The sequence below is a fragment of the Arthrobacter sp. Leaf141 genome, from assembly GCF_001424565.1.
GTDB lineage: Bacteria > Actinomycetota > Actinomycetes > Actinomycetales > Micrococcaceae > Arthrobacter.
Genome location: NZ_LMOL01000005.1, coordinates 672875 through 680466, shown reverse-complemented (window position 1 = coordinate 680466; position 7592 = coordinate 672875). Strand labels below are relative to the sequence as shown.

8 protein-coding genes are annotated in these 7592 nt (G+C 68.1%); 6 read left to right on the top strand and 2 right to left on the bottom strand.

Annotated elements, in window-relative coordinates; translation table 11 throughout:
* The first annotated feature begins 179 nt into the window (after positions 1-179).
* The 6 genes from ASF72_RS05690 to ASF72_RS05665 are packed head-to-tail and all read left to right on the top strand — an operon-like array spanning position 180 to position 6127.
* Positions 180-1232 carry a DUF7847 domain-containing protein gene (locus tag ASF72_RS05690; RefSeq protein WP_050687861.1) on the top strand — a complete coding sequence of 351 codons (1053 nt, stop codon included), beginning with the start codon at positions 180-182 and terminating at the stop codon, positions 1230-1232.
* Entirely contained in the window at positions 1222-1866 is a 645-nt protein-coding gene (locus ASF72_RS05685) for a DUF4129 domain-containing protein (protein ID WP_056597167.1), read from the top strand. The genes ASF72_RS05690 and ASF72_RS05685 overlap by 11 nt, the downstream gene beginning before the upstream one ends.
* Positions 1863-3092: a DUF4350 domain-containing protein gene (locus ASF72_RS05680; RefSeq protein ID WP_235504658.1), complete on the top strand. Its 1230-nt coding sequence runs from the start codon at positions 1863-1865 to the stop codon at positions 3090-3092. The genes ASF72_RS05685 and ASF72_RS05680 overlap by 4 nt, the downstream gene beginning before the upstream one ends.
* Positions 3089-4084 (top strand): AAA family ATPase, encoded by a 996-nt coding sequence (locus tag ASF72_RS05675; RefSeq protein ID WP_050687863.1) that lies wholly within the window; start codon positions 3089-3091, stop codon positions 4082-4084. Before ASF72_RS05680 ends, ASF72_RS05675 begins: the two co-directional genes overlap by 4 nt.
* Positions 4084-5376, top strand: coding sequence for a DUF58 domain-containing protein (locus tag ASF72_RS05670; protein WP_056597164.1), 1293 nt, complete (start codon positions 4084-4086; stop codon positions 5374-5376). Before ASF72_RS05675 ends, ASF72_RS05670 begins: the two co-directional genes overlap by 1 nt.
* Positions 5377-5410: 34 nt before the next feature.
* Entirely contained in the window at positions 5411-6127 is a 717-nt protein-coding gene (locus ASF72_RS05665; protein WP_050687865.1) for a DUF4166 domain-containing protein, read from the top strand.
* 13 nt (positions 6128-6140) lie between these two features.
* On the opposite strand, the gene ASF72_RS05660 is transcribed toward ASF72_RS05665, so the two are convergent.
* Both ASF72_RS05660 and ASF72_RS05655 read right to left on the bottom strand, forming a co-directional pair.
* Positions 6141-7199, bottom strand: coding sequence for a hypothetical protein (locus ASF72_RS05660; protein ID WP_157370898.1), 1059 nt, complete (start codon positions 7197-7199; stop codon positions 6141-6143).
* On the bottom strand, positions 7196-7592 hold a 397-nt coding region (locus ASF72_RS05655), incomplete at its 5' end, for a chorismate mutase (protein ID WP_056597161.1). The genes ASF72_RS05660 and ASF72_RS05655, both read right to left, overlap by 4 nt.

Below are 7592 nucleotides of genomic sequence, written 5' to 3'. Positions count from 1 at the left end.
GGGGCCAACAACCATGGGGCCAAGCCCAAGGCCAACAACCCCCACAACAACCATGGGGCCAACCCGAAGGCCAGCAATCTGCCCAACAACCATGGGGCCAACGCCCGTCATGGGGTCCCCCTCCCCCGGCCTGGCAGGGAGGTCCGACCGGCGGCGCACCTTACGGCCAGCCCCGCTACATGGCACCGCCGAAACCCGGCACTGTCCCGTTGCGTCCATTGCTCTTCGGGGAAATCATGGACGGTTCCTTCCAGACCATCCGTCGTAACGCCAAGGCCATGCTCGGCGCCGGCCTCCTCGCGCAATCGTTGATCTACATCCTTACGGCGCTCCTGACCGCAGGCGCCGCCGCCGGAACCCTTTTCAATCCGGGGTGGGCGGACAACGCCACCGCAGCGGACTTCGCCGCCCTGGGGTTTGGGTTTGTGGGCGGGATCGCTGTTGCCGCGGTTTTGTCCGTTTTGGTGGCCACGATCCTGCAGGGCGCCATGGTGGTCCCGGTGGCCCGTGGGATCCTGGACCGCCGCACGGGCTTCCGCCAGATGTGGCAACTGGCCAGGTCCCGTACCGGAGCGCTCGTCAGGCTGGCGCTGGTGTACCTCGGCGCCGGCGTAGTCGCTGTCCTGATCCCCGTAGGCGTGGCTGCGCTGGTGATCAGCACCATGGACGCGACCGGCCTGTTGATCCTGCTGCCTGTTATGTTCGGGATGTTCGTCCTGTACATCTGGTTGACCATCAAGGTGCTGGTGGCACCGGCTGCCGTGGTCATTGAGGAACTGGGTGCCATGGCCGCCATCCGCAGGTCGTGGGGCCTGACCCGCGCCAACTGGTGGCGGATCCTGGGAATCACCCTGGTGGTGGGAATCCTTATTTCGGTCATCAGCCAGGTCGTGACCATACCCATCAGCCTTTTGGTCCAGTTCCTTGGCAGCACCGTCTCGCCCGACGGCGGAACCGGCGGTTCTGCCGGGTTGGCCATCGTTGGACTGGTTCTTACGGCCATTGTGGGCATCATGGTTGGCGCCCTTGGTTACGCGTTCCAGACATCTGTGATGGCGTTGCTCTACCTCGACCTGCGGATGCGCAAGGACGGCCTGGATATTTCGCTGCTGCGGCTCCTGGAGTCCGGCGACGATCCCGACGGGATCCCCGGCCGGGGCCTGCCTGCAGGTGCTCCCGGCCAGGCTCCCGCGGCCGGCGCAACACCCGGAACCTGGCCGGATGTCCGCTGAACCCCCGCTGCTGCCAGGTGCTGACGAGGCCCGGCGGTGGGCCAGTGAGGAACTGGCCAGGCCTGAATACCGGGATGCCGCACCATCGTGGCTTGCCGACGCGTGGGAAACAGTCCTGGACTGGTTGAACTCCATCGGAGGACAGCCGGCCGAAGGCGCACCGGTCCCCAGCCCCGTCATCGGGATCGTTATAGCTGCCATCATCGCCGCGGCGGTTATCGTGGCCAGGCCCCGCTTGAACGCGAAGCACCGTAAGGCCAACCCAGTGTTCGAAAGCGCAAGCCAGCTTACTGCCGGGGACTTCCGGGAGCGGGCCGCAAAGTCCGCCGCCGAACAAAGGTGGGGGGACGCCGTCGTCGACCTGTTCCGGGCCATGGTCCGGTCAGCTGAGTACCGGACCATCCTGGACCCTGAACCCGGCCGCACTGCCGACGAGGCAGCGCGCGGGCTGTCCGCGGCGTTCGGCGCCGAAACCTTGCGCCTGGACCAGGCGGCAAGGACTTTCGACGCCGTCCGCTACGGCAATACGCCCGCTGAGGCCGCCGACTACCGGGACCTGGCAAGCCTGGATGCAGCGCTCGAAACCGCACGCCCTGCCCCCGCCGGCACCGAGCGCAGCGCGGCGCTGCCGTGAGCGCCGCTCCACAGGAAGCCACCGAGGCCACGGACGAACCTCCTTCGGACCCGGCCCTGGCTACCCGGAAATCAGGCTGGGTGCGCAGGCACCGCGGCCTGGCGATCCTGTCAAGTGTCGTCGCCGTGGGACTGGCCCTTGGCATTTGGAACCAGCTTGCCCCCAAGGGGGACAGTGAAACCCTGTCGCTCGCAAACGCCGGTCCCAACGGAAGCCGGGCTGTCGGCGAAATCCTTGGCCGACACGGTGTCGAGGTCCACCAGGCCGGTGATTTCGAAACCGCCATGGAGGCATTGGCGAACAGCGACTACCCCACCCTCCTGCTCTATGACCGCAGTGGCTTCCTTTCCGGCGAACAGCTTAGTGAACTGGCAGACTCGGCGGTACGGATAGTCGTGGTCACTCCCCGGCTTGCCACCCTTTCTGCCCTGACAGGGTCCGGGGCACCCGAGGACGCCACGACCCCGAACATCCGCCAGGCGGGAGTGGTACCGGACGGGGTGCCGGTCCTGGAACCCGGATGCTCACTGCCGGACGCCGTAGCGGCCGGTCCGGTGTCCGGAGACGCTGGCTTCACCTACGACGGCGGCACCACCTGCTACCGGCCGCAAGGTGCCGCCGGGGGAATGCTTGCCGTCAGCGACGATGAGCGGTTGACCGTCCTGGGCAGCACCACGATCCTGGGAAACAGGCACCTGGCCGAGCACGGTAATGCCGCCCTGGCCCTGCGCACCCTCGGCACCTCTGAAGACCTCGTCTGGTACCTGCCTTCCCTGGCGGACCTGGAACCATCCGGGGCCCCAACCTCCCTGGCGGAGCTGCGACCCAAGTGGGTGCCGTACCTGGGTCCCTGGCTGCTGATTGTCGCCCTGGCCGCCATCGTGTGGCGTGGCCGCCGGAATGGGCCGCTGGTGTTTGAACCGCTGCCGGTGGTGGTCAAAGCGGTGGAAACCGCGGAAGGGCGCGCGCGGCTTTACCACGATGCCCGCGCCCTTGGGCAGGCACGCGACAACCTACGCGCCGGAACACTGGTCCGGCTGTCCGGAAAGCTCAGGCTGGGACCGGAGGCCACCGATGCGCAGGCAATCGAGGCCCTGGCGCGCCTCCTGGGCCGGCCTGCTGACCGTATCCGAACACTAATTAACGAACACCCCGGCACCGAGGCCCGGTTGGTGGCCTGGGCGCAGGAACTGGACCAACTCGAGAAAGAGGTCAGGAATACATGAGCGACTACAGCAGCGGGCCCCGGGTCCTTGAATCAACGGAGCACGACGCGGCCCGTCAGGCGCTGCAGGATGTGCGCCGCGAGGTGGCGAAGGCCGTGGTGGGCCAGGACGCCACGGTCACCGGACTCCTCGTGGGCCTGCTCTCACAAGGACATGTGCTTCTTGAAGGTGTCCCGGGCGTGGCCAAAACGCTGCTGGTTCGTGCCTTGTCCGCGGCGTTGAGCCTGGACACCAAACGAGTCCAGTTCACCCCGGACCTGATGCCCGGAGACGTCACCGGTTCGCTGGTGTACGACTCCCGGACGGCAGACTTCACGTTCCGCGAAGGACCGGTTTTTACGAACATCCTGTTGGCTGACGAAATCAACAGGACGCCACCCAAAACGCAGGCATCCCTGCTGGAGGCCATGGAAGAGCGGCAGGTCTCGGTGGACGGGGTGTCCCGCAGGCTGCCGGCCCCGTTTATGGTGGCCGCCACGCAGAACCCTGTCGAATATGAAGGGACCTATCCGTTGCCGGAAGCTCAGTTGGACAGGTTCCTCCTTAAGCTCACCATGCAGCTGCCGGAACGCCACGACGAGGTTGAAGTCATCCGCCGCCACGCCGCCGGGTTCAACCCGCAGGACCTGGCCGCAGCAGGTATCCGGGCAGTGGCCGGTGCCGGGGACCTCGCGCTGGCCCGCGAAGCCATGGCAGCCGTTGCCGTGGAACCGGAAATCATTGGCTACATCGTGGACCTGGTGCGGGCCACCCGCACGGCCCCGTCCTTCCAGCTCGGCGTCTCTCCCCGTGGCGCCACCGCTTTACTGAATACGTCCCGGGCATGGGCGTGGCTTTCTGGCAGGAGCTTCGTCACCCCTGACGACGTGAAATCCCTGGCGCTGCCGTGCCTCCGGCACCGGGTGTCGCTCCAGCCCGAAGCGCAGATGGACGGCGTACGGGTGGACGATGTGCTGGGCAGCATCCTGGCATCCGTTCCTGTACCGCGCTGATGGCCGTTTCCGGGCGCTTTGTCCTCCTGGTCCTGCTTGGCCTGGTGCCCGTCCTGCTGCTTCCCGGACGGGCCACGGTCCTGACGACAGTGGGCGTGCTGGCTGCGTTGCTGGTCGCCGACGTGCTGCTGGCAGCGTCGCTCCGCTCCATTGAAGTGCTCCGGCCCAAGCCCGGCAGCGTCACCCTGCATGGCAGCGTCGAGGCCACCCTCACCATCCGGAACAACGGACGGCGCCGCCTCCGCGGCTCCATCCGCGACGGCTGGCAGCCGTCCGCAGGGGCCGAGAACCCCGTCCAGCACATCGATGTCCCGCCCGGCGAGGGACGCCGCGTCACCGTGAGGCTGCACCCGGTGCGCCGCGGAGACCTCCGGACCCCGCACATCACTGTCCGGGCCTTCGGACCACTCGGGCTTGCAGCAGGCCAGGTGACCATCACCTCTCCGGGCTCGCTGCGGGTCCTGCCTCCCTTTCATTCCCGACGCCACCTTCCGTCGAAGCTGCGGAAGCTGCGTGAACTCGACGGGAAGGCAGCGGTGCAGATCCGCGGCGGGGGCACGGAGTTCGATTCCCTCCGCGATTACGTGCGCGGAGACGACGTCCGGTCCATCGATTGGCGCGCCACCGCCCGCCGCTCCGCCGTGGTGGTCCGCACTTGGCGGCCCGAACGCGACCGGCGGGTGGTGATGGTCCTGGACGTCTCCCGGACCTCGGCCGCCAGGATCGGCGACGAAACCAGGCTGGACACGGGGATGGAAGCCGCGTTGCTGTTGGGGGTCCTGGCAGAGCGCGGCGGGGACCGGGTGGACTTCCTGGCCTTCGACAGGAGAATCCGGGCGCGTGCCGGTTCCGCCGGCCAGGGCAACCTCCTGGGCCGGATGGTGCAGGCCATGGCCCCCCTGGATGCCGAGCTCATCGAAATGGACTGGCCGGCGGTCCCGGCCGAGGTCCGGGCGGTGTCGGCCCACCGCTCCCTGGTGGTCCTGCTGACCTCACTCGACGGCGGAGCCCCGGAGGAAGGCCTCATTCCGGTGGCCGCCCAACTGGCCGGCCGCCACGTTGTGGTGGTTGCCGCCGTCAGGGACCCCCAGCTCGAAACCATGCTCCGCGATCGTGGGGACGCCAGCAGCGTCTTCCGGGCCGCCGCAGCCGAACGGACCCTGCTTCAGCGGGCTGCCGTCAGCGCCGAACTGCGCCGCTGCGGGGTGGAGGTGGTGGACGCTGAACCGCACCAGTTGCCGCCCGCCCTGGCCGATATGTACATCCGGCTCAAGGCGGCCGGTAGATTGTGAAGCCACAGCTGTTCGTCCCGGCAGGAGGCACGCCATGAACGTCCCCATTTACAAACAGGCCCTTGGGTCTGCTTTCGACAGGCTGCAGCCCGAGCTGCAGGAGTACTTTTCCTTGGTCCCTGGATCAGGCCAATACGGCGTGGGGGAAGGAACCTTCGATGTGGTGGGGTGCCGCCAGGACTGGCTGCGGCCGCTGCTGCGGATGACCGGCGGCGAGGAGGCGTTTTTCCCCGAGTACGGCGAGGACATCCCGTTCCGGATCGAAAACCATGCCCACCAGGATCCGTTCGGCCGCTCCAGCTTGACCGCACGGCGTGAAATCAGGTTCCCCGGGCGGACCCGGATTTTCCAGGACACCACCAGCGCCGAAAGGGACGGCGCGGCAGGCGCCAGGCTGGTGGACTACGTGGGCAGGTACCGGCGGATGGTCACTGACCTGAACCTCAGCGTCACCCCGGACGGCAAGCTCCGCGGGATCTCCGAGGCGTCCCGGCTTTTCCTCGGAGCTTTGCGGATTCCCCTGCCCGCGGCCCTGGACGCCAAAGCCTATGCACAGCAGTGGTGGGATCCGGCGGCCGGCACGGACGGCAGGCACCGGATCCAGGTCAAGGTGATCCAGCCCCAAATCGGGGTGGTGCTGGTGTACGCCGGCAGTTTCGACTACCGGTTGCGGCCTTACGCCGGCGGCAGCTCGGCCCAAAGTTTCCTGCCCCGCTACGCGCAGCCGGACCGCTGGGAAAACCGGACCTGACCGGTCGCGCCGCTCACGTCAGCTGGTTGAGCCCGTCCGCAACCTGGGTAAGCCTGCCCAGCACGGCCGTGGCCTGGGCTGGGGTCCGTGCCTGCGCACCGGCGGACGGCGTCACCCGGACCCCTGCCAGCGCGGCTGCCGGCAGGCCAAGCTGCCGCCAGGGGCGCCACACCCGTTCCACGCACTCCGCTGTCCGCGGCAGCTCCGCTGACGGATCCAGGACACCGGCCCACAGCCGTTTGCCGGCCTCCACCGCACCGGCCAGTTGTTCCCACTGCCGGTTGGTCAACGCCTTCATCGGCACGGCGATCCCGTCAGCTCCGGCGGCAAGGATTTGGTCAAACGGAGCCTCGATCTCCGGAACTGAGACCACGATTTCTGCAGCACCGGCCAGGCGCAGCGAATCCAGGACCACGCGCCAGGACTCGCGGGCCTCGGAGGCGGCGACGGCCCGCAGGGTGCGGTACCCACTGGAGGTGGGGATGCTTCCGGCCAGGACGGCAGCGATGTCGGGCTCATCCACCTGGACCACCAGCCGGGCGCCGGGAACTGCCGCGGATACCCGGGCCAGGTAAGCGCCCACTCCAGCGGCGAGCGAGGCCGCCAAGTCACGGCGGGCACCGTAGTCGAGCAGGGCCCGTTCGCCGTTATGGAGGTGCAGGCCGGCCGCGAGGCTCATCGGCCCCACAAGCTGGACCTTGATTTCGGCCGCTGAGGTGTCCTCGGCGCCCACCACGTCGGCCAGGATATTAATGTCGGTGGACAGCGCGGACACGGCCCGCCGGTGGTCCTTGCCGGGCCGGTCCACCAGCCGCCAACCGTATGGCTGGACGTCCACTGCCAGTTCTTCGAGGAGCGTGGCGGTGCGGCCAAGGGCGTCCGAGCCCACGCCACGGTCCGGCAGTTCCGCGAGGAAGGGCAGGTGCGGGCTGCCCAGTTCACCCCTGATGATCCGCGTGGCCTCCAGTGGATCGTCGCCGGGCCATGGGCCCAGGGCGGTGGCCGTCACTTCCAGGGGCGGCGCCTGCACCGGCGCGGCTGTGGCGCCTTGGTCCTGCGGTTCAACCCTCATGCGGTGGTGGCGGCCTGGGTATCCAGGGCGGCGGCCTGATGGCCCTCCGCGATGGCTTCGTGGTGCCGGATCACCTCGCCGATGATGAAATTGAGGAATTTCTCGGCGAAGGCGGGGTCGAGGTGGGCGTCTTCGGCCAACCGCCGGAGCCTGGCGATCTGGGCGGCTTCCCGCCCCGGGTCACCGGCCGGAAGGCGGTGGTTGGCTTTGAGGAAGCCCACCTTCTGGGTCGCCTTGAAGCGCTCGGCCAGGAGGTACACCAGGGTCGCGTCGATGTTATCGATGCTTGAGCGGATGGACAGCAGTTCGGCCATCACCGAGTTGTCCACTTGCCCGGCCAGGGAACTGGCTGCGGGGTCGAAGTCGTCGGGGTCAGGGGTGCCGGGGTTGTGC

What these genes read in the sequence shown, in the direction of transcription:
- ASF72_RS05690 (WP_050687861.1), top strand. Translation starts at nt 180, where the DNA reads ATGGCACCGCCGAAACCCGGCACTGTCCCGTTGCGTCCATTGCTCTTC.
- ASF72_RS05685 (WP_056597167.1), top strand. Translation starts at nt 1,222, where the DNA reads ATGTCCGCTGAACCCCCGCTGCTGCCAGGTGCTGACGAGGCCCGGCGG.
- ASF72_RS05675 (WP_050687863.1), top strand. Translation starts at nt 3,089, where the DNA reads ATGAGCGACTACAGCAGCGGGCCCCGGGTCCTTGAATCAACGGAGCAC.
- ASF72_RS05670 (WP_056597164.1), top strand. Translation starts at nt 4,084, where the DNA reads ATGGCCGTTTCCGGGCGCTTTGTCCTCCTGGTCCTGCTTGGCCTGGTG.
- ASF72_RS05665 (WP_050687865.1), top strand. Translation starts at nt 5,411, where the DNA reads ATGAACGTCCCCATTTACAAACAGGCCCTTGGGTCTGCTTTCGACAGG.
- ASF72_RS05660 (WP_157370898.1), bottom strand. Translation starts at nt 7,199, where the DNA reads ATGAGGGTTGAACCGCAGGACCAAGGCGCCACAGCCGCGCCGGTGCAG.